Here is a 21,463-nt window from a genome sequence, read left to right on the forward strand (position 1 = left end):
ATCTAACCTACCAATGTTAAGTTAAACGTAGCAACTTGATGATCGTCATTGATATCGCTGCTTATACTTATATTTTCCTTAAAATGTTCGGCTGCGCCTTCTATTAATCCCTCAGCGAGCATGGCAAATGGGTTACTTGAATGATAAATCATCTGCATTTGGGTATTACTTAAGTGGTTGGTTTTAAAGGTGGGCAACTCAACGTCGGTATATAGTTTTTTAACTTCTACATGCACGTGCTGATCTATGGTATCTAAAAAATCAAACGTTGTAGTGAGCTCTTCAAAAAACTGTGGATAGTAGACTAAGAAGCGCTTTAGTAAGTATTTACCGTATTCTTTAACGAGTACATCAACCGGAATATCAACAATACTGCTCAGTGAGGTCACTAACTTTAAAAGCTCTTGCTTATTATAGTTACCAACACTGGTATAAGCCCCATTGGAATCCAGTTCGTTTTGCTCAATGATTTGATCAGCAACTGCTGGTGAAAATGTGATCTCGACCATTTCTAGAAATTCAGTAAAAATAATACCTTTCATACAACTACCCACTCATTAGCTATAAACAAAGTATAGTTTCAAACTAAAAAAATTCACGTACATAGCATGCGTATATGTTAATTAGTTTGCTGTGTATATTGGCATAACAAGTTAATAGCAATTAACGATTTAATAACCGATTTTTTTATTTAACTTATATTTTTGCTTATTTTTATACATTGATTGGTCTGCATCATTTAAAAGTGTTTCAAATGGCTGCTTTTTTTGCTCAGAAAAACTATAACCAACACTTAGTGATAACTCGCAAATTCCATCTAATACTAGTGCATTAGCAAACTCAATCGAAATTGTATTTATAATGTGGTCTAGTTTACTCTTATCATTTATTTGCATGACAGCAACAAACTCATCGCCTCCTAAGCGCCCCACGATGTCGGCATCTCTTAGGTGCTTTTTTAACGTTGTGGCTAATGTAATAAGGGCTTTATCGCCCGCTTCGTGGCCAGAGTTATCGTTTAATTTTTTAAAGTCGTTAATATCGATAAATAAACAACACACATCAAAACCTAAACGATGAGAAAGGTTTAGTTTTTGCTGAGCAAGTAAACTTAATGCTCGACGATTATAAATATTAGTGAGCGGGTCTAGCATTGCAATTTCGCGCATTTTTTCAAAATTATATACAAGCGCTAAATCGTCTTCTATTAAGTCTCGTAACTGATTAATGAGCTCAAAATATTCATTCGTATAGTTTGTTTCTTTGTTGTCTTTTAAGCAAAGCGTCCCAAATACATCTCCTTGCGGCCAGTGAATGGGTAAACCTAAGTAGGAGTTAACGCCATTTTCAACTACCTCAGGCATGGCGCTCCACATTTCAGTACTAGCAGCATCATTAACATATAAGAGATTGTCACTTTCGACCACATGCCTACAAAACATATCACTTTCAGGAGGAATAGTAGGGTTGGTCTCAAAGGTTGACCCACCCTCGTTTTTTCTGATAACTACTCGGTAACCTATGCTTGTTGCCTGTACTATATATCCGGAGGGAGCTGAAAATAACTCAGCAATTAAATCAATTATTTTTTGCCACTTATCTAGTGATATCTGACCATCAAGGCCAGTAAATGCCCACTTATCAGTCTCAAACATTTTATACCCCCGCTATTATTTACCTAAGTATAGGCAAAAAAAAATGCTTAAAAGGTAGTATTAATCACTGTATTAATTACATTGACTCAAAATTAAAGAGTAGATGTAAAATGTACCTATACTCAAACGCAAATAATGGAATAATTAAAGATATTTAGTAACTTAATTGTGCTTTAAGAACACTCTAATTTTTACTTTCGGCGTCTATTTGGCGCTCTTTGCCCTGTAATACGTTTTTTATCGCGATCTTTACGCGCTTTGTTAGTGTTTTTGCGGTTGTCTTTTGGCGGCTTATTTAAATCGGGCTCGTAGCCTTCAAGCCATTGTGGGGCTAAACGCGTATCAAGCAGTACTTCAATTTCTTCAAGTAGCCATTGCTCATCAAGACTCACTAACGACATTGCAAGGCCTTGCTCGCCAGCTCGTCCTGTACGGCCAATACGATGCACATAATCTTCAGCTATATATGGTAATTCAAAGTTAATTACGTATTTAAGTGCCGGTATGTCTAAACCGCGCGCCGCTACATCGGTGGCTACTAAAACACGCGTACTACCCTCTTTAAAGTTTTGTAATGCGCGGTCGCGAGCACCTTGTGATTTATCACCATGAATAGATTCGGTTTTTAAACCATCTTTACACATTTCTTTGGCAAGCTTATCGGCCATTTGTTTTGTGCGGGTGAATATAAGTACTTGGCGCCAGTTTTTCATGCCAATCATGTGCGATACCAGTTCGCGCTTTCTGTCTTCATCTACTGCGTAAATAACTTGTTCAACCTCTACAGCAGCAGAGTTGCGCTTATCAACTTCAATAAGCTCAGGATCTTTAAGCAATTTTTTACTCAGCTCAAATACACTGTCATCAAAGGTGGCGGAAAACAGTAAGGTTTGACGATCGCCTGGGATATGACGCAGTATTCGTTTAATTTCGTCAATAAAACCCATATCAAGCATACGGTCTGCTTCATCAAATACTAAAGAGTCCACGCTTGAAAGCACCACACTGCCCTTCACTATATGATCAAGTAAGCGCCCTGGCGTTGCCACTATTACTTGCGCTGTTTTAAGTGCTTTGATTTGTGGACCAATGCTTGCACCACCATAGGCAAGTGCACCTTTTATATCTGTACCTTGTGCGTATTTTTCAAAGCTTGCAAATACTTGCTGAGCAAGCTCCCTAGTGGGCGTTAAAATAACCACACGAGCAATGCCTGGTTCGTCTTTTTTAGCGGTATTTAAAAGCTTGTGTAATAGCGGTAAAACAAAAGCGGCTGTTTTACCGGTGCCAGTTTGAGCGCTGCCCATAACGTCTTTGCCCGCTAAAATTGGCGGTATCGTTTTGTGCTGAATGGCGGTAGGCGTAGTGTAATTATTTTGCTCTATTGCCGTTAATAGTAACGGGTCTAGGGCTAGTGATGAGAACGATGTGGCAGACATAAGCTTGGCTTTAAAATAACAAAGAACGCTATTATACCTGAGCTTTAGTAATAAAAAAGGCGCTAAATAGCGCCTATATAAAATGAAGTATTTAAGCCGGTTTTAATGTGGCTTTACGTTCATTATAAAATGCAATTAAATCATCTACGGTGCTTTGACAGTACTCACGAATACCCGATACGACCATGTGTTTTTCACCAAAACCCACTTTTTCGCCGTTTTCTAATAAATTAAAGCGCAAGGTTATTTTGCCGCGTTTACCAGCGTATTCAAAGCTTGGCTCTGCAAACTCTAGAGTCGGTGATTTAATATCAATGTTATTAAGGTTAATTATCATTGATTCATAAATAATCATAGGACGCGCAGGGTTTATCATTACCTCTTGCTTGCCCATTAAAGGAATAATTACATGCGGGAACGCAGCACCTGAGAACTCAACATAATTTTTTATTAAACTGTTTGTAAGTGTTGGGCATTTACTGGTTTTACCATCGCGTTTAACCTTTAAAATTACTTTTTCGCCATGGTTTACATCAAACTCTTCTCCAGGTTGTTCTGGAAAATTTAGCTTGGTATTTTCATCAACCATACCGGCAAAGGTAAACTCCATTCGCTCACTAATGCCATAGCGGTCTAACACTAGAGAAAAAAGTAAGTCTCCTGGTGCGCAAAACTTTTTAGCGTCTTTATCATGAAGCGGGTTGTAGTCGTCGGCTACACATTTAGCAAAGCGACAACCTTGCTCACGAGAAATTGAAACATAATCAGCATGCTGCTGATAGTAAGGACTTAACATAGTGTGTTCACTGCTTAAACTGCTTATAACCTAGCTATACTACCAGAAAAAAAATCTTGAGAGGTCGAATCTGTTTAATAAAGGCGAAAAATGATAATTTGCAACCCACTAATTAACTAAGTAAATTAGGCAAATACGAGTTTAAGGGATTAACTAATGAAGTATTTTTCTTTATTAATATGTGCGGTTTCATTTTTAACTGGCTGTAATAACGTTACTTACACAACCAATATCGACGACGACGTTTTATCAGAACACGTTTCAAGCCACATTAAAAAACGTGGCCTAGAGCAGTTTTACAGTATTCAGGACGCTCTCGATAGAGGTGCAAGCCCCCTTGGTGGAATAAAAGGCGAAAGCTGCGATGAATCAGATAATACGCGAACATCCTCAATTACCTATAACCGTTTGAAATCACAAGCTATAGAATCCCTTAAAAATGATGTGCTTTATTTAGGTGGCAATGCATTTACACTAGAGCAGTGCCAATCAGTATCTCGCTACAATTGTGATTTAGCCGTTATTTGTACAGGACAAGCCTATAATTATTAATAGCTCAAAATTATCTAATTGAAACTATAACGCTATGTAATTCGTTTTCTCTCATTTCCCTCTATCAAACAACAAGCTGTATTTGCCAATGACTTTTTACTTTTTAGCTGCCGCTATTTTATGTGTTTTCCCACAGTGTAAACTCACTGTATTTCGCCAACCATTATGGCAATACTTATTGCTGCTAAGTGTTATTACTGCCTATTATCAAGAATATATAAATTTAAACGCGGTTGCTGTTATAGCTGTTTATGTGGGATTGTTTCACTTTACGCTATTGGCAACCTCAGCGTTAAAAGGTAATGTTCTAACGTCTTTATTTATAATAGCCTCACTCGGGTTAGCCTTACATTGGTTTGCGGGTTTTAATAACCTGCCAATTGTTGTTAATGAACAAGTCACCAGTAACGCAATTGCATTTACCCTGTATGCTAATTTCGATAAAGCATTAGCGGGTTTAATGCTGAGCGCTTATTTTTTTGCAAAAAACAAAACGATAAAGCCAGTAACTATCGGCTACCCTGCCTTAATCATAATTATCACTATTTTAGCGGCGCTTATAACTGCTTTAACGTTAAACCTTGTTGAATTTGCACCAAAAGTACCTGAATTTTGGTTGTTATTTATAGCTATCAACCTACTTTTTACCTGCGTTGCAGAAGAGGCATTATTTAGGGGAGTGATACAAACTAAGCTTTCAAAACTAATAACCCCGAGCAGGTTTGCACTGCTCGCACCGGTGATCAGTACTTGTGTATTTTCACTGGCACACTTTTCAGCTGGAACTCATTATATGCTTGTGGCGGCCGTAGCAGGTTTTGGTTATGGCTATATTTACTATAAAACAAGCCGATTAGAATGGGCCATTTTATGTCATTGGCTCGTTAACGTGTTTCACTTTTTCTTATTTACTTACCCGATGCTGGCAACTCCATCTTAGAATTACAGGCACAAAAAAGCCGCTTAATTTAAGCGGCTTTTAAATAGCTAACCTGAATTAGGATTAATTACGCGCTTGGGTAATCACGGTATGCGCGTTCTATCTTTTTAGCCTGCTTTTTAGAAATACCTAAATGGGCAAGCGCAACACGTAAACGTGCACGCGATAGGTCAGACCCTAAAATCTCCATTGCATCTAATACCGAAGTTGATGATGTTTTGCCGGTAATAGCCACAAATATAGGCTCTAAGAAGTCTTTAATTTTAAGCTCGTGGAAGGTGGCTACTTCTTTTGCAATTGCAAAAATAGCTGGCTTTTCAAAGCTACGTAAGCCTTCTAGCTGCCATACAAAAAACTGCAGCGCTTGGCGAATAACATCTTCGTCAGCTTTACCTGCGGTTAATAGCGCTGGGTCGTAGGTCGGGATGCCGCCTACAAAGTGCCCTGCTAAATCAACCATGTCAGAGAGCGTATTTATACGCGTTTTAGCTTCTGGTAATACTTTAGCCAGCATGTCGCCATTAAATTTCCAGTCAACAAAACGCTGCATTAGCTCTGCATCAGTTAAGTTTTCGCGGATCCACATACCGTTTAACCAGCTTAACTTGTCTACGTCAAATACTGGGCCACCAAGCGATACACGCTTCATGTCAAAATGTTCAATCATTTCGTTAAGGGTGAACTTTTCACGCTCATCAGGCATTGACCAACCCATACGGCCTAAGTAGTTTAGCACCGCTTCTGGTAAGTAACCCATTTCTTTGTAGTAATTAATCGAAGTTGGGTTTTTACGCTTAGACAGTTTTGATTTATCTGGATTACGCAGTAATGGTAAGTGACCTAGTACCGGTGCTTCCCAACCAAAATCTTCATAAAGTTTTAATAACTTAGGCGCTGAGTTTATCCACTCTTCACCACGGAAAATATGGCTAATTTGCATATGGTGATCATCCACCACGTTTGCTAAAAAGTAAGTTGGAAAACCATCCGCTTTTAATAGCACTTGCATGTCTACGTTTTCCCACGGGATCTCAATTTCGTCGCGTAGGTAATCGTTAAACTTAAAGGTACCTTCGCTTGGGATTTTCATACGTATAACGTACGGTTTACCAGCAGCTAGGTTTGCTTTAATTTCGTCTTCTGTATGGTTTAAGCCACGGCCATCGTATTTAGGACGCAGACCTTCGGCCATTTGTTCTTCACGCATTTGGTCCAGTTCTTCGCTGGTTGCGAAACAATAAAATGCTTTGCCGTCTTCAACTAACTGATGAGCGTATTTTTTATATAAATCACTGCGCTCAGATTGACGGTATGGACCAAACTCACCACCTACATCAGGACCATGATCCCATTCAAGGCCTAACCAGCGTAAGCTATCCATGATGGCTTGTTCAGATTCAGGTGTGCTGCGAACTTGGTCAGTATCTTCAATACGAAGTACAAATTCACCGCCTTGCTGTTTAGCAAAACAGTAATTAAATAAGGCAATGTAAGCGGTGCCAAGATGCGGGTCACCAGTTGGTGACGGAGCAACACGGGTACGAATTGTCATGGTAATGTCTCTTTTAATAAGTGAGATGGTATGAAATACCAATAAATATTTTAAGCGGCTACTTTGTTTAAGTAAGCAATAATATCGTTTGATTCATAAAGCCATTTAACTTGGCCATCTTGCTCAATACGTAAACAAGGTACTTTAACTTTTCCGCCTTGCTCTAATAGCTCTTGGCGGTATTGCTCATCATTTTTTGCATCGCGTGTTTCAATTTTTAAGCCTTCACGCTTAATTGAACGGCGTACTTTTACACAAAAAGGGCATGCTTTGAATTGATAGAGCTTAAATTGTGCGGTTTGCTGATCAAGCTTAGTTTGCTCTTGCGGATCACGTTTTTTGCTACGCGGCGTAAAAACAAAATTAAAAAATAAGATGATACAACCTAAAACCCAGCGAACTAATTTCATCTTCAATACTCTTTACAACAAATTTAAGGTGCAAGATTTTAACACAAAAAAGCGCAACACTATAAGCGGATTATACGTTGCGCTATATCGTTAAAAAAGTGCTTAATTACAACACCACCATATCATCTCTGTGTAGCACTTCCACGCCGCTATCGTAATCAAGTAAATGGCTGATTTGATTAGAATGTGCGCCTTTTATTTTATCGATTTCAAGATGGCTAAAGCGCGTTAACCCGCGTGCAATAATTTGCTGGTTTACATCAATTAAGTTAATTAAATCTCCACGTTCAAATTCACCTATTGCACGCGTAATACCTTTAGCAAGTAAACTAGCCCCCTTAGATTGCAATGCATGCACCGCACCGGCATCAATTAAAATTTGGCCACTACTTTTAGGCCCTGCCAATAACCATTTTTTTCGACCATCTTTAGGCGCGGTAAGTTTTAAAAAACGGGTGCCTGGTAGTTGCTCGCTCATGCATTTTAAAATCACATTTTCATCAGCGCCTTTGGCAATAATCACCTCAACCCCAGCTCTTCTGGCAATATCCGCGGCCTGTAATTTGGTTGCCATACCCCCTGTGCCTAGGTTCGTACCGCTGCCACCCGCAAGTTGGCGTAACTCATCATTAATATGGGTAACTTCGTCAATCAAGGTGGCGTTAATGTCGGTGCGCGGATCGCTGGTGAATAACCCTTGTTGGTCGGTCAGTAGCAGTAACTTATCGGCATTGGCTAAAATAGCCACCAATGCCGACAAGTTATCGTTGTCACCTACTTTTATTTCGCTAGTAGCAACTGCGTCATTTTCATTAATGATCGGCACTACATCGTAATTTAATAGGGCATTGAGGGTATCGCGTGCATTTAAATAGCGCTCTCTGTCGTCAACATCCGCGCGCGTTAGTAGCATTTGCCCGACGTTAATGCCATACAACGCAAATAAGCTTTGCCAAATATGAATGAGCTGCCCCTGTCCAATGGCGGCCAACATTTGTTTGTCTATTAATGTGCGCCCACAGGGTTTTAATAGCTGTTCGCGACCTGCGGCAACCGCACCGCTTGATACTAAAATAACGTGATGACCTTGCTTTTTTAGCTCACTGCATTGGCGAACAAGTTCCACCATATGTGCTTTGTCTAACTTATCGGTACCGCCAGTGAGTACGCTTGTACCTAGCTTTACAACTACGACCTGATCCCTTTGCATGTTTTTTACTTAGCGCAATAAATGATGAATTTATTTATACCAGTTCGGTATTTTTGAACAAGTAAAAAATATTCAATCACCCCCTCTGCATGCTAGGATCGCACTATATTCAACCGATTAAATTACACCTTATGCCTGCCAGTTTATGTTTAATTATTGCCACCTTTTTGTGGGGTAGCTCCTTTATTGCACTTAAATACGCGATTGCGATTTATGACCCTGCCTTGGTGATATTTTTACGTATGCTCACCACTTTACTGATTTCGTTATGTTTATGGCGTTACGTAATTCGCTTTGAATATTTAAAAGGCGATTGGAAGTACTTATTAGGCATGTCACTGGCAGAGCCTTGCTTGTACTTTTTATTTGAAGGCCACGCAATGGAATATACCTCAGCGTCTCAGGCGGGGGTGATTGTTTCTTGTTTACCCATTATTGTGGCATTTTTAGCGTTTTTCATGCTCAAAGAGCATATTAGTAGAGCTATTGTGGTGGGTTTTACGCTGTGTATTGGCGGTAGTATTTTACTGACCTTGCTCTCACCGAGTTCAAGCCAAGCCCCAAACCCATTACTGGGGAATTTTTTAGAATTAATGGCCATGGTGTGCGCGGCATTTTATACCGTGTGTATAAAACATTTAGCTAACCGCTACTCCCCACTCACATTAATTGCTCTGCAAGGCGTGAGTGGTAGTGTGTTTTTTGCTCCGTTTTTATTATTTATTGATCTACCTAGTGAAAACCAACACGATTTAACCGCACTAATGAGCATTTTGTACTTAGGCTCTTGTGTTACTTTGGGTGGGTACGGCATGTACAACTATGCGATTAGTAAAGTGTCGGTATTAACTGCAGCAGCTTACTCTAATTTAATCCCTATTTTCACTTTAATTTTGTCAGCCATTATCCTCAACGAAGTACTAACTCTTGGGCAGTGGATCAGCATTTTTGTGGTGTTTATAGGCGTAATGATTAGCCAACGCCATCAAGAACTAGTGGTCGATATTCCTAACTCAACTTCGGGTGAGGATATTTCTGCCGACACTAACCATCTTAAATCGGTACCCGAGGCCAGTGAATCAAAAGGGTAACAGGTTAATAAATACAACCCTGATTGCTGCAAAAAATCGGTGTTGTACTGATTAATCACCTCAACATGAGTCACTGAATAATGTTGCACTTGGCCATTTTTAAGTTGTAGAGAAAATTGTTCCCCCACTTTAGCGTTTTTTAAAAACGCAAAGTGGGTATCGTTGTGGCCAGCAATAAGTGCTCCTTGCGAATTACCAAAATCAGCCCCACCTAAATCCCCTGCTGGTAAAAAGTGGCTCGGCGCAAACGCTAAATTTCTACCACTTGCACCATCAAGCACGGTTAGTCGTTTATTATGCTTTGGCCATATTATTTTTGCCACTGGGTAACTATCAGCATAAAACCACGGCTTAATTTTTTTATTAGGCGATTTAAGGGCTGTTTGCCAAGCTTGCTCTATTAACACTTGTGCAAGCCATGCCTTTGCCTGCATGTATACACCATGGCCAAACAAGCTCAGCCCCAAGGCTAGTAAACCTATGCTTAGCCACTTTTTCATTTACAGCGCCTTACTAACAACAGACCACCTAGAAGTAGTAATGCTCCAAACACAATATGCATTTTGCTTTGCCCATCTGTTTGCGGCAAGCGCATGGTCATTCCTTGTGGCATAGTATTAGCCACTTGTGTGCTTTGTTTAGCAACTTCTTTAATAGTGGTCTCTTCTATGGCAATGAACGCAGTAAATGGGCTAAGTAATTGATGCTCAAGCGCGAGCTGCTGCACTTGCTGTTTTACAACACTTTGTTGGTTGTATAACAATAACGACTTTATTTTTTGACGTGCCCAAAGCTTATCAATTCCCGTGGCTTTTGAACTTGCTTGCGGATTAAGCTTAACCTTAAACTCCCCATGCGCCGTTTGCCCCGTAAAAGTAATTGCATCGGTAGTGTCTAATTTAATAGCCACCATAATAGGCTCAGCAAAATATAGGTCAGGCAAAGGTGAGGGCCAAAAATCTAAGCTGTCTCCATTTGTATTTGTTAACGCTAAATTAGTCATAGCCGGGTGAGCAAGTTTATCAAACAACTGCTGCATTTTCGGCTGCACATCATGAGCACTGCTTATAAAGGTGTAAGTTCCCTTGCCTATATCAGCGGCACGACGCATAAAATAACGGTTAGGCGCGCTACCAATGCCCACGGTAAATAAACGGCTATCACCTAAGGTATGCGCAATATGTTTAAATAACTGATCTTCGTTACTTACGCTACCATCGGTTAAAAATACAACTTGGCGTACAAACCCTTCAAACTGCGCACCATCGAGTACTGCATCAAGTGCGCCTTTTATTTCAGTTCCGCCATCGGCTTGTAAGTTATAAATAAAGCGCTCTGCTCGACGTAAATTAAAGTCACTGGCAATTAATGGGGTCTCACTCATGGCTGCAACCTCACTATTAAAACTGACAATATTGAAGCTATCATCACTATCTAATAATGATAATGCGTAAAACAGCGCTTTTTTAGCTTGTTCAATAGACTGCCCATGCATAGATCCCGAAGTATCAACTACAAACACCATTTCACGCGGTAAACGCTGAGATTGAGTAAAGCTATCGCTTGGCGGCATTAGCATTGCTAACGCATACTGCTCACCATTTTGTGCTTGCTGAGTAAAAAGTGCAGCTTGCGCTTGCGCTAGTTGAAGTGGCTTAAACTCAAGTACAAAGTCTCTATTTATGGCTTGCTGTGGTTTTAGCACAATGCTGTATTGCCCAAATGCAGGGTTTTCAATATTAACTTGATGGTACTTAGCGTTTATATCAACCAATTCTAAGCCTATATCCATGTTAATTGTTAAGCTTAAATCGCTGGCATTTGCCGCCTCATTGGTTTGTTTTGTGTAAACAGGGCTTAACCAACCCTGTGGAGTAAACGAAGGTGTGTTAGTGCTTGTTATCGCATGTGTATCTTGTTCATCGTTAACTTCCCCTGTTATTGCATGATAGCGTGGCGTCATTGTGGTTGGAAAATGAATCGCAAAGATTCCGTGTTGGTAATCAATAATCTCTTGATACTCAAGCGTTATAACTATTTCTTCTCCTGGCCCTACATTTGCCACATTTGTAATAAACATATTTGCACGCTGCTGTCGCAGCAATGAAGCTTGTTTGCCTGCTTTTTTGGCAGCTTGGTACTGTTTTTCAGCTTGGCGTTTTTTTGCTATTTTACCTTTAATAACTCGCTCGCCAATGCGCATGGTCATTGCTTGCACGGCGCTTTCATCGGGTAAAGGAAATAAATAACGTGCATTTACGGCAAAAGGATTTTCATTTATGTAGTGCTGCGTTACTACAACATGATTAATTAGCCCTGTTAGGGTCATTTTTGCATCGCTTTTTAAAATAACCCCAGGGTTAACCGCCACTCCTTGGCTATCAAACAAGGATAGTTTTGGCGACTGTGCATGGCTTTTAAAGCTGGCCAAAAGCACGATAATAATAAAAATAAAAAGGCTTACCTTGGTAAGCACTTTGGTGGGTTTACTCAACATAAATCACTCCATCGAACGCCTTGCGATTAATTGCTTGCTGTTTGATCAGTCGTTTGATTAAGCGCACGGGTAGTGAGAGTAACGCGCCTGTCAAAAAAGTTATCTTCAAGGGTGTTACTATTTGCTATGCTTTGTTGCTCGCCAAATGCTTGTGCGCTTAAACGTATATGGCTTACACCTTGTTTAATTAAGTAACTTTGTACGGCGTTTACTCTGGCTTTTGAAAGTAATAAGTTTGCTTGCTCTTCACCACGCTGATCGGCAAAGCCACTTAAATCGAGTGCGAGTTGCGGTTGGCTTTTTAATAACGCAACCAATTGATCAAGCTGCTTGGCAAAATGTGGAGCAATATCGCTAGAGCCTGTTTTAAATTGCACCGTCATCGCCAATAAATTATTAAGCTGCGATTGAGTTAATTGCTCATTTTGTTGCGCCAGTAGTTCAAGTTGCGCCTCTAGGTGACTGTTATGATTAAGTACGTGCTGGTAGTCGTTGGTTTTCTCTGCCATTACAGTTAAAGCTTGCTGCTGCTCAGCAATGGTTTGCTCAGCCACCTTGGCATCGCCAATCAAACCACCAGCAAATGCGCCTACAAACGCGCCAATTGGGCCACCAACCACGCCACCAATAATGGCACCGGTGCTCAGGCCAACTATTGTTTCTTTTTTTGCTTCTTTTGATGGGGTATCCGCAGCAAATACTGGCGTACAAAAAGTGCTAACAAGTGTGAGTGCGATTAATGTTTTCTTCATGGTCTATTCCTTACTATTAATAATGGTTGGCAAGCTATTGGTTGGCACTTGCGTTGTATTGGTAATTTCAATAGCTGTATTAAAACACCATGAAGTGGCAACAAAGGGGAGTAAAAATGGCAAACTGCTGAGCAATTGTGGCAAAAAAATGGCAATTGCCTTTTTCACCTTACTTAGCACGAAAACTTCGTTATAGTGCGCTTTAAAATAAATAAGGGTGTGTAGAATGAAAAAAATAGCTATCGTTGAAGATGAAACTGCCATTCGCGAAAACTACATAGAAATGCTGAGCGCTCAAGGCTATCAGGTAAGTGGTTATGAAAACCGCACTCAAGCAGAAATAGCTTTTAAAGAAGCACTCCCCGATTTAGCCATTGTTGATATTGGCTTAGGCCATGAAATAGATGGCGGCTTTTTACTGTGCCAAACACTGCGTTCACTTTCTAAAACCTTACCAATTATTTTTTTAACCGCTCGCGACAGCGAAATAGACACCGTATGCGGCCTGCGCATGGGCGCCGATGACTACCTAACCAAAGATATTAGCTTAGCGCATTTAGCCGCGCGTATTGGTGCGCTATTTCGCCGCATGGAAGCATTAGAGCAACCCGCCGATGCCAACGCATTAATAATTCGCGGTCAACTAACACTCGACACGCAACGCATGCAGGTGCTTTGGCAGCAACAGTTGGTTGATTTAACCGTAACTGAGTTTTGGATGCTGCACTCACTCGCCCAACGACCTGGCCACGTTAAAAGCCGTAATGAGTTAATGAGCGATGCTAAAATTTATGTAGACGACAGCACCATTACCTCCCATGTAAAACGCATTCGCAAAAAGTTTATAGCACTCGATAGCCAGTTTGACTGCATTGATACCGTGTATGGCATGGGTTACAGGTGGGAGCAACCCACATGCTGAGATTTGGCCTACGCAGTAAATTTATTCTACTTTCATGCTTTTTGTTTTTGTTGCCATGGTTAGGCTACGAGTACGTATGGGAAATGGAAAAGTTTTTACGCCAAGGCCAAGAAAAAACGCTCGTAGGCACTACACGCGCACTGGCAACAGCCCTGCACGAACGCCCCGCTTTATTTGACGAACAAACCAACTTTTTAGATCAAGTTGTAAAAGGCCGCGATCTCTATGCTTATAATTTAAAAAGCCCAATTCAGCTCGATGGTAAACTCAGCGACTGGGACGCTTACCAATCGCTATTTTGGCTGTATGACAAACGCTACTTACAAACAGCCAATGATAACCATCAACTGAACAACTTATCATTTAGCCACATGGTAGGTAAGTTTGATAATTACTTATATGCTGTATTTAAAGTCACAGATGACACTGTAATTTACCGTGCTAAAAACAGCCTCAGCATTACCAATAATGACTATGTAAAAATTGGCCTAAAAAACCCTGATGGGCAATTTAATACTTATATTATTGCTCCGCGCCAAGATGGCTGGGTCAACGCATTTGATGCCAACAGTAAAATGCCTTTTACTAAAATTCAGGGTTTCTTTAAAAAAACTGAAACAGGTTATAACCTTGAGCTGCGCTTTCCTTTGAGTATGCTTGGCAATAAACTGGGATTTGCCATTGCCGATGTTGATAGTAAACAACCAAACCAAACCCCTAGTATTATGTCTACATCGAACTTAAATAACCCGAATGATTTAGGTTCGGTACTGGTGCCCTCCCCTGAAATAAACCGTATATTAAAAGGCATGGGACACAGCGGCAGTCGCATATGGGTGGTCGATAATCATCACCGTGTATTAGCGCAATCGGGCAGTATTCAAAATGCCGATGGCGTATGGGCCGATGGGCTAAAAAATCAAGCGCCAAAAACTGCGTGGCAGCGCTTTGAACAGGCCTATTTACATCCTTTGTATTATAAAATTTTAACGCGTCCTGAAGATGAATTTATAGATACCTTACACGATGTAGCTTCAATGCAAGGCGCTCATTTAGCCAAAGCACTGAAAGGTCAACCGGCCTCGTCTTGGCGACTCACTCCCGATAACAAAGCGGTAATATTATCGGCTGCGTATCCTATTTGGATTGAGGATAAGGTTATTGGGGCAGTTATAGCTGAAGAAACCACCAATGGCGTGCGTACACTGCGTAATAAATCGCTGGAAAAACTATTTAATGTGATTTTAGCGGTCATGTTAATTGGCACAGTCACTTTGTTCTTTTTTGCTTCGCGTATATCGAGCCGTATTAGGCGACTACGAGATACAGCAGAGCAAGCCATTGATGCGCAAGGACGAGTAACGGGCCATATAAATTACAGCGATGCCAATGACGAAATTGGCGATCTGTCGCGTAGCTTTTCAAATATAGTGAGCCGACTTGGTGGCTATACCGATTATTTAGAAAATATGTCGTCGCGCTTATCTCACGAGCTGCGCACACCGGTTGCGGTTGTCCGTTCATCTCTTGAAAACTTACAAAGCTTGCAGCAAAGTGAACTGAGTCAAAAATACCTTGAACGTGCCAGCGAAGGGGTTGAGCGCTTAGGGAAAATAATTACCACTATGAGCGAAGCTACCCGCCTTGAGCAAAGTATTCAAAGTAATGAGCCAGAGCAGTTTGATTTACAAAAAGTGATTAGTGGCTGTATGCAGGGCTACCAACTTACTTATACTAACCAGTTATTTACACTCAACATTTGCCAAAGCACACTGCCAATGCAAGGTGCCCCTGAATTTATAGCGCAACTGCTCGATAAGCTAATTAATAATGCCTTGGAATTTAGTGAAGCTAACACAGCAATTGAAGTCAGCCTTAAGCAAAATGAAAACAAAGCAACCTTAACGGTAAGTAATACAGGTACTTTATTGCCTGAGGGACTTACTGAACATATTTTTGATTCTATGGTATCGGTGCGCAGCCAACAAATGCAGCAACAACCGCATTTAGGCTTAGGGCTTTATATTGTAAGACTAGTGTGTGATTACCACAAAGGTACAGTAACAGCGCACAATAATGAGCAAGGTAATGGGGTGGTATTTACTGTGAGCTTACCACTTAATAACTAAAGGTTCCCTAGAAGCTATGCCTCTTTTTTTAACAAGCGATACAAAGTATCCATACGCTTATGCGCTTGCTGCACCTTTGCTTGCGCCTCAACTTTTATAGTTAAGATAAGTAGTAACAACAGATAAAAACTAGGCTGAGCTAATACGTCTGGGAACATCAATGAAACAAATGCGATATAAGCAAAACTGCCAAATAATCCCTTAAAAATATCAAAGGGTTTAGGTGAGTGTTTTTCAAACTCATCTTCAAGAACTCGTTTTTTTTCAGCTTCGCTTATCGCTAATTTTGCGTTAATTTGTTCTGGTGTCATTAAATTAAGTCCTTTTAAGATAAATACAATTATGGATATGCAGCTTTCACTATTAAGAATGATAAGCAAACTCAATTGTATCGCTATTTGGTAAAAGTGACGAGCAAAAAAGGCTGAAACGTCCTAGGGTCTGTTGACCTTTGCGATTAAAATTTGTTCAAACTAGGGGCGGTTTAATCGCGGCGCGAGGTTTGTAGCCTAGTGGGCTCGATAACTGCTCCTGCGTTATTCTACTGGCTTACATCCATGTAAGAATAAGTAAAAACCGAGCAAAGCTTCCGCGTCCTGCTCACGCCCCTTACCTACATCCATGTAGGCAACAAATAGTAAATCGCTCCTAGGCAGAACCCGAAGGGCAGCGCCCGTTTGGCATTGATGCTACGTTACCGCCTATTTATGGGGAATAACCACACTACATAGGCGCTGCCTTGCCTAAATACCAAACAGACTGCTGCAAATTCAACCTTGAAAGGTCAACAGACCCTAGTTATAGCAAGGACGTTTAAAAATGACTTAATGCAATATTATAATCAGTTTAAGTGACCTTGAGAGTGTTAGTGTTTAAAAACGCTTTAATGCAGTCTATTTCAGCTTGTTTGACCGTTTCGCCTATTTCGGGGCCTTTTTTGCCGCTTTTAAGCGCGTCTTGCACTATCTGTTTTTTATCCATTTTTTGTAGTTCGTTGTGAATAGCACGTAATTTAGCGGCTTGTGGATAGGGCTTATCCACCAGCGTTTCGCCTCGTCCTTGTGCATCACACTGGCACGCTTGAGTAAAGGCAATAAAACGCTCTGGATGCACTAGCGCATTTAAATTAGTGACGATTAATTTATGAATAGTTTGCGGTCTTAACTGTTCAAGCGTGTGACAAAGGGTATGGTTATCACTGGTAAGCACGCCTATATCACGAAAGCGATTAGGCACTTTTAAACGTTCACAAAAGGCCTCAACTACAGCAACCCCTTCACGTTCATGGCCGCGTAAATTACCGCGTTTTTTATAGCTTAGCGCTTTACCAAAGTCATGGGTTAAAGCAGCAAAACGAGTTTCTAGGTTGAAGCCTAAATCGGCTGCTCGTCTAAGGACTAGCATGGTATGGACAAACACATCGCCCTCGGGATGATGATTTGCCGGCTGCGGGGTATTTTTCATCTGTTCTATTTCAGGAAAAATACCTAACCCATCTAATGCTTGAAAATAAAGCTCAGGGTGTTTTTCGCCAAGCGCTTTTTCTGTTTCAAGCCAGACTCGCTCTGGTACTAGATGTTCCAACTCGCCTTTATTTTTAAGCTCATGCATTAATGCAGTAGTACTTGGATGAATAGACCAGTCGCTACCATAACGCGCTAAAAAGCGAGCAATACGCAATACCCGAACAGGGTCTTCTACAAATGCTTGGGTGGTGTGACGCAGTATTTTATTTTTTAAATCAGCTTGACCATTAAATGGATCAATAATAGTGCCGTTTTCGTCTAGCGCCATAGAGTTAATGGTTAAATCTCGGCGTGCTAAATCTTCTTCAAGGGTTACGTTTGGGCTGGCATCCACCACAAAGCCGGTATAACCTTTACCACTTTTACGCTCAGTGCGCCCTAGTGCATATTCTTCTTTAGTGTTTGGGTGTAAGTAAACCGGAAAATCGCTGCCAATGGGTAAAAATCCGAGTGCTTCCATTGTCTCTGGCGTTTCACCAATAACAACATAGTCATTATCTTTTGATTGTATGTTTAGCAGTTTATCTCGCACTGCTCCACCCACTAGGTAAACTTGCTTTAAACTCTGTTGCACTTTATTCCCAACCACTACTTTTAAGCTTTTCTTTGATGTTAATCATACCTAATAGTCATTAAAAAATCTGTGTTGTTTGCCAAGCTTTATTAAGCTCATTACAATAGCGCATTATTTTTTAATACCTAACAGCGAATGAAAAACCACTCAGCAAAAAAAGAACTTATGTTACTGCCCATCCTTTTGGTGGTTATTATTATGTGTGTTGCAGGGCATTTCTTGCTACAGGCTAATTTTCAAGATAGCCATTTGGTTGAGTATTTGTTAGCTGCAATTCCATTTGCTATGTTTGGCTTAGTAATAGTAGCCTTTAAAATGGCAGCCAAAAGTGAACAACAAGAAAATGATGAGTAAATAAGTTACTGATAGTTTTTTTCTGCTTTAGTGACTTTGTATAAATAGCGTCTTGATTCTGCACGTGAGTGCTTAGTGGTGAGAATATTATAAAACTGGCTTGCAGTAAGCTGATTTATTTGTGAAAACGCCACACTTCTATTTTTATTAAATATGCGCAGTACATTACCCGCCCCGCCGTTATAAGACGAGATCATGGCAAAGTGCTTACTTTTGTCGGTACTAATTTTGTTTAAGTAGTTATTTTTTAAAATACTTAAATAGGCGCTGCCAATATCAATATTATGTTTTGGATTAAACAATACAGCTTTGGTTGGTTGCCCGGATACTTTTTTTATTTTTTGGTATACATCGCGCCCTGCGGTAGCCGGGATCACTTGCATTAATCCATAGGCATTGGATGAACTCACCGCATGTGGATTAAAGCTACTTTCGGTTTCAATAATGGCATAAATAAGTGCTGCCGATATTTGATATTTTTTTGCAGCCGCCAGCACATAGTCACTGTATTTTTGTTTTCTTAAATGGGCATTTTGCTCGACTAAATCAAAACTAACCGACGAAATAACGTGCCCATATTGACGTTGCTTTTTTAAGTTATTATTTACTAAATAACGCGCAAATCGATTAGCACGCCAGCTATATTTTATGGGTAACTTATCTTGATCGAGCACTTGTTGGTATAAAAACGGCTCACCTTCTAAAATGGGCGCTTCGCTGGTAAAAATATCGGTTTTATCGGGATCGCTAGAGGTCAGTAAGGTCATAACAATGGCCTGCTGTAACAAGCTTATTGTATTTTTTAACGCGATGGTTTCTACTTTTACAGTGCCTTGCTCAAAATCAATAATGGCACGAGCTTGGTAATCATTACTGTATTTTACGTATTTTTTGGCACTAGGTTGCTGAGTGTTTTGTTTACCCCACTTGCGCCCAACAACGCTTTCTAATGCGGCTAAAAGCTGTTTTACGCTACCAACCTGTGCCTTAATAGAACGGTGTGTTTTTTGTGCTTGCTTGTGAATTGCAACCACGTCAGTAGGATCGTTTTTTACTTGCTTTACCAGTTTATTTAAATCAACAACGGGCGGTAAACCCGACATTGATTTACAGCCACTTAAGCCAACTAGCAAAAGTATAAACGCATACTTTTTCACACAACATCCTAATAAACTTAATAAATCCTCATTTATTATAATACATGATAACCAAACCAGTCAGGTTTAATTGTTTGTGCTTGACCACTTGGGGTTAGTTTAATATTAAGCTGGCTATCGAGTAAGTCGATAGCAAAGCAATCATCAACGTCATGTAAATCATCTTTATGTAGATGGCTAAGCCCTGCGAGTAAATCATTTTTAGCGCGCTGTTTTGCTTCTTCACTACTACTGGCAACATACAAAGCAAAGTCGTGTTGCTCTGCTAGTGAGTCGCTTCTGTAAGCACCTAAGTTAACAAAATAAAGCTGCTTATTTTGCTCTACATAACTATCAACTACCTCGACTTTATAACCATCAATGTGATTAACCGCCATGTAGCTATCCATGTGTACGCTATTTTTGTCGCCTACCCACTGACTTTTAAGCTTGCTATAAGTTTGCTCAATGTTTTGACCTACCACAAAGCGTACGTCGTGCATTTCTATGTGGCAACCTTGAATACGCCCACCTAAATACACCATAAATAACTGCATGCTCACTTCCTTTTTTAAATTATATTAAGCTATCTACGTCAATTTCATGCTTTTTAATTAGCTTATAAAAATCAGAACGATTACGCTTGGCAAGCTTGGCACCTTCGGCCACATTACCCCCTGCCATTTTCAGGGTATTGATAACGTAATCTCGCTCAAACTCTTTTTTAGCGTCGTTAAGCGAAAGTGGCTCAACGTTATTTTCATTGCTATTTAACGCACTAAGCACTAAATGTTCAGATATAACGTCACTTGGTGTTAAGGCAACTACCTGCTCCACCACATTTTGTAATTGACGAATATTACCAGGCCAATCATACCTTACCAATGCATGCATGGCATCGTTTGCAAAACGTTTTTCTTTTTGCTCCATACGTTTTGCAATATTAGCGCTAAAAAAGTTAGCTAATAAGCTAATATCTTCACGGCGTTCTCGCAGCGGAGGAAGTTTGAGATTTACTACGTTTAGACGATAATATAAATCTTCTCTAAACTCTTGATTGCTAATAGCTTCAGGCAGGTTTTTATGGGTCGCTGAAACAATTCGCACATTAATGGGGATCTCTTCTTGAAAACCGACTGGGCGAATGGTTTTTTCTTGCAGCACGCGTAATAACTTAACTTGTAAATTTAGCGGCATATCACCAATTTCATCTAAAAATAAGGTCCCCCCTTGCGCTTGCTGAAACAGGCCTTGGTGATCTTTTACCGCCCCTGTAAATGCGCCTTTTTTGTGACCAAATAACTCCGATTCTAATAACTCACCAGGGACTGCACCACAGTTAATAGCCACAAATGGGCCATCACTAACATGGCTGTGCTGATGAATTGCCTGTGCAAGCAGCTCCTTGCCCGTACCACTAGCACCAGAAATAAGTACATTTACCTGAGTAGGACCTAGTAATTTAACTTGCTCTAGCAAATGCAGCATAGCGCCACTGCGAGTAACAATATTGCTTTGCGGAGTAATATCATCATTATTCACCCCATGTATTTCTATGGCTTTAGCTAAGCTATCGAATAGCTCATCTTTATCAACTGGCTTAGTAATAAAGGCAAAAATACCTTGCTTAGTCGCCTCTACCGCATCAGGAATTGAACCATGAGCCGTCATCATAATTACAGGTAGTGCTGGGTAGCGGCTTTGCAATTGTCGGTGCAGTGCCATTCCATCCATTTCATCCATTCTTAAATCGGTGATCACCGCATCAAATACTTGGCTTTTAAGTATTTGTAATGCATTCATGCCACTATCACTGGTTGTTACTTCATAACCTTTTGATTGAATTCGAATTGCCAGTAACTGCAGTAAGCTGGCATCGTCATCAACGAGTAACACTTTAGCGCTTGATGGAAGTGTGACTGACATAG

General features: G+C 40.4%; 21 protein-coding genes. 6 read left to right on the top strand and 15 right to left on the bottom strand.

The genetic code is table 11. From position 1 onward, the window contains the following. Nucleotides 1-2 precede the first annotated feature (2 nt). The 4 genes from FLM54_RS12150 to FLM54_RS12165 all read right to left on the bottom strand — a co-directional run bounded on the left by FLM54_RS12150 (nt 3) and on the right by FLM54_RS12165 (nt 3,890). A complete protein-coding gene (locus FLM54_RS12150; RefSeq protein WP_138606890.1) occupies nt 3-542 on the bottom strand; it encodes a heme NO-binding domain-containing protein in 540 nt (179 codons plus the stop codon). 129 nt (nt 543-671) lie between these two features. After that, the gene (locus tag FLM54_RS12155) at nt 672-1,655 is read right to left on the bottom strand and encodes a sensor domain-containing diguanylate cyclase (RefSeq protein ID WP_178956495.1); all 984 of its coding nucleotides are present in this window, start codon (nt 1,653-1,655) and stop codon (nt 672-674) included. A 191-nt stretch (nt 1,656-1,846) separates the two neighbouring features. Beyond that, nucleotides 1,847-3,094, bottom strand: a complete 1,248-nt coding sequence (locus FLM54_RS12160; RefSeq protein WP_138570835.1) for a DEAD/DEAH box helicase — start codon at nt 3,092-3,094, stop codon at nt 1,847-1,849. Nucleotides 3,095-3,185: 91 nt separating this feature from the next. Next, on the bottom strand, nt 3,186-3,890 hold the full coding sequence (locus tag FLM54_RS12165) for a DUF3581 domain-containing protein (RefSeq protein WP_016900441.1): 705 nt from the start codon (nt 3,888-3,890) through the stop codon (nt 3,186-3,188). Nucleotides 3,891-4,046: 156 nt separating this feature from the next. On the opposite strand from FLM54_RS12165, the gene FLM54_RS12170 reads away from it, so the two are divergent. After that, a complete protein-coding gene (locus tag FLM54_RS12170; RefSeq protein WP_178956496.1) occupies nt 4,047-4,442 on the top strand; it encodes a hypothetical protein in 396 nt (131 codons plus the stop codon). 88 nt (nt 4,443-4,530) lie between these two features. Beyond that, nucleotides 4,531-5,382, top strand: a complete 852-nt coding sequence (locus FLM54_RS12175) for a CPBP family intramembrane glutamic endopeptidase (protein ID WP_178956497.1) — start codon at nt 4,531-4,533, stop codon at nt 5,380-5,382. A 67-nt stretch (nt 5,383-5,449) separates the two neighbouring features. On the opposite strand, the gene gltX is transcribed toward FLM54_RS12175, so the two are convergent. The 3 genes from gltX to proB all read right to left on the bottom strand — a co-directional run bounded on the left by gltX (nt 5,450) and on the right by proB (nt 8,554). After that, nucleotides 5,450-6,934 (bottom strand): glutamate--tRNA ligase, encoded by a 1,485-nt coding sequence (gltX, locus tag FLM54_RS12180; RefSeq protein WP_008111109.1) that lies wholly within the window; start codon nt 6,932-6,934, stop codon nt 5,450-5,452. Nucleotides 6,935-6,984: 50 nt separating this feature from the next. Continuing rightward, the gene (locus FLM54_RS12185; protein WP_008111110.1) at nt 6,985-7,344 is read right to left on the bottom strand and encodes a glutaredoxin family protein; all 360 of its coding nucleotides are present in this window, start codon (nt 7,342-7,344) and stop codon (nt 6,985-6,987) included. A 106-nt stretch (nt 7,345-7,450) separates the two neighbouring features. Then, a complete protein-coding gene (proB, locus tag FLM54_RS12190) occupies nt 7,451-8,554 on the bottom strand; it encodes a glutamate 5-kinase (RefSeq protein ID WP_033102848.1) in 1,104 nt (367 codons plus the stop codon). Nucleotides 8,555-8,685: 131 nt separating this feature from the next. Here proB and FLM54_RS12195 point away from each other — a divergent pair, with 131 nt between their 5' ends. After that, nucleotides 8,686-9,645 (top strand): DMT family transporter, encoded by a 960-nt coding sequence (locus FLM54_RS12195; protein WP_178956498.1) that lies wholly within the window; start codon nt 8,686-8,688, stop codon nt 9,643-9,645. Here the strand turns inward: FLM54_RS12195 and FLM54_RS12200 are convergent. From FLM54_RS12200 to pdsO, 3 genes are read right to left on the bottom strand one after another with little or no spacing between them, the layout of a single operon-like run. Continuing rightward, entirely contained in the window at nt 9,540-10,145 is a 606-nt protein-coding gene (locus tag FLM54_RS12200; protein WP_178956499.1) for a class GN sortase, read from the bottom strand. The genes FLM54_RS12195 and FLM54_RS12200 overlap by 106 nt on opposite strands. Then, entirely contained in the window at nt 10,142-12,142 is a 2,001-nt protein-coding gene (locus FLM54_RS12205; RefSeq protein ID WP_178956500.1) for a marine proteobacterial sortase target protein, read from the bottom strand. Before FLM54_RS12205 ends, FLM54_RS12200 begins: the two co-directional genes overlap by 4 nt. Nucleotides 12,143-12,168: 26 nt before the next feature. Beyond that, the gene (pdsO, locus tag FLM54_RS12210) at nt 12,169-12,894 is read right to left on the bottom strand and encodes a sortase-associated OmpA-like protein PdsO (protein ID WP_036956574.1); all 726 of its coding nucleotides are present in this window, start codon (nt 12,892-12,894) and stop codon (nt 12,169-12,171) included. Between the two features lie 226 nt (nt 12,895-13,120). On the opposite strand from pdsO, the gene pdsR reads away from it, so the two are divergent. After that, a complete protein-coding gene (gene pdsR, locus FLM54_RS12215) occupies nt 13,121-13,816 on the top strand; it encodes a proteobacterial dedicated sortase system response regulator (protein ID WP_178956501.1) in 696 nt (231 codons plus the stop codon). Then, on the top strand, nt 13,810-15,945 hold the full coding sequence (pdsS, locus tag FLM54_RS12220; RefSeq protein WP_178956502.1) for a proteobacterial dedicated sortase system histidine kinase: 2,136 nt from the start codon (nt 13,810-13,812) through the stop codon (nt 15,943-15,945). Before pdsR ends, pdsS begins: the two co-directional genes overlap by 7 nt. Nucleotides 15,946-15,959: 14 nt before the next feature. On the opposite strand, the gene FLM54_RS12225 is transcribed toward pdsS, so the two are convergent. Both FLM54_RS12225 and FLM54_RS12230 read right to left on the bottom strand, forming a co-directional pair. Then, nucleotides 15,960-16,256 carry a hypothetical protein gene (locus FLM54_RS12225; RefSeq protein ID WP_138570845.1) on the bottom strand — a complete coding sequence of 99 codons (297 nt, stop codon included), beginning with the start codon at nt 16,254-16,256 and terminating at the stop codon, nt 15,960-15,962. A gap of 535 nt (nt 16,257-16,791) precedes the next feature. Further along, the gene (locus FLM54_RS12230) at nt 16,792-18,045 is read right to left on the bottom strand and encodes a multifunctional CCA addition/repair protein (RefSeq protein ID WP_178956503.1); all 1,254 of its coding nucleotides are present in this window, start codon (nt 18,043-18,045) and stop codon (nt 16,792-16,794) included. 135 nt (nt 18,046-18,180) lie between these two features. Here FLM54_RS12230 and FLM54_RS12235 point away from each other — a divergent pair, with 135 nt between their 5' ends. Beyond that, nucleotides 18,181-18,399, top strand: a complete 219-nt coding sequence (locus FLM54_RS12235; RefSeq protein ID WP_036981490.1) for a hypothetical protein — start codon at nt 18,181-18,183, stop codon at nt 18,397-18,399. A 5-nt stretch (nt 18,400-18,404) separates the two neighbouring features. On the opposite strand, the gene FLM54_RS12240 is transcribed toward FLM54_RS12235, so the two are convergent. Genes FLM54_RS12240 through FLM54_RS12250 form a run of 3 tightly spaced genes read right to left on the bottom strand, consistent with a single transcriptional unit; the run spans nt 18,405 to nt 21,461 of the window. Continuing rightward, nucleotides 18,405-19,556 carry a murein transglycosylase domain-containing protein gene (locus tag FLM54_RS12240; protein WP_178956504.1) on the bottom strand — a complete coding sequence of 384 codons (1,152 nt, stop codon included), beginning with the start codon at nt 19,554-19,556 and terminating at the stop codon, nt 18,405-18,407. Nucleotides 19,557-19,591: 35 nt separating this feature from the next. Further along, the gene (locus tag FLM54_RS12245; protein WP_010387662.1) at nt 19,592-20,092 is read right to left on the bottom strand and encodes a DUF1543 domain-containing protein; all 501 of its coding nucleotides are present in this window, start codon (nt 20,090-20,092) and stop codon (nt 19,592-19,594) included. Nucleotides 20,093-20,111: 19 nt separating this feature from the next. Beyond that, entirely contained in the window at nt 20,112-21,461 is a 1,350-nt protein-coding gene (locus FLM54_RS12250) for a sigma 54-interacting transcriptional regulator (RefSeq protein ID WP_178956505.1), read from the bottom strand. Nucleotides 21,462-21,463 lie beyond the last annotated feature (2 nt).

The sequence above is a fragment of the Pseudoalteromonas sp. Scap25 genome, from assembly GCF_013394125.1.
Taxonomy (GTDB): Bacteria; Pseudomonadota; Gammaproteobacteria; order Enterobacterales; family Alteromonadaceae; genus Pseudoalteromonas.